The 270-nt window shown below is 46.7% G+C and carries 1 protein-coding gene; it reads right to left on the bottom strand.

Annotated features, from left to right (window positions below; genetic code table 11):
• Positions 1-270, bottom strand: a 270-nt coding sequence (locus J7R12_RS08785; RefSeq protein WP_208439090.1) for a phage portal protein family protein, incomplete at both ends; no start/stop codon positions are given.

The following is a 270-nucleotide window of genomic DNA, read 5'->3' as shown; positions in this document are numbered from 1 at the left end:
GATCTGCCGATCTAAATATTCCGCCTTGACACCAAACACTGCATTGCCACTGCCCCCTGCCGCTTCGATAAATTCAATCTCCATCTCTTTGGGAATAATTGCTGCAGCATCACTGGATAAATCACGTACCGCTTGAATGAGAACCCGCCTCTCCTCATGAGAAGAGCTCGCACCATATTTCCCCACACGCAACGGCATGCCGTAAACTTCTAAGAAGGCCATCCAATCTTTCAGTGTATAAGATTTAAACAAAAAAGCCCAAGCTGCAAG

Origin of the sequence: Bartonella vinsonii subsp. vinsonii (assembly GCF_902825235.1) — a bacterium.
Classification (GTDB): Bacteria; Pseudomonadota; Alphaproteobacteria; order Rhizobiales; family Rhizobiaceae; genus Bartonella; species Bartonella vinsonii.
The sequence above is the reverse complement of the archived record's forward strand: the minus strand, read 5'-3'. Positions and strand labels throughout refer to the sequence as shown.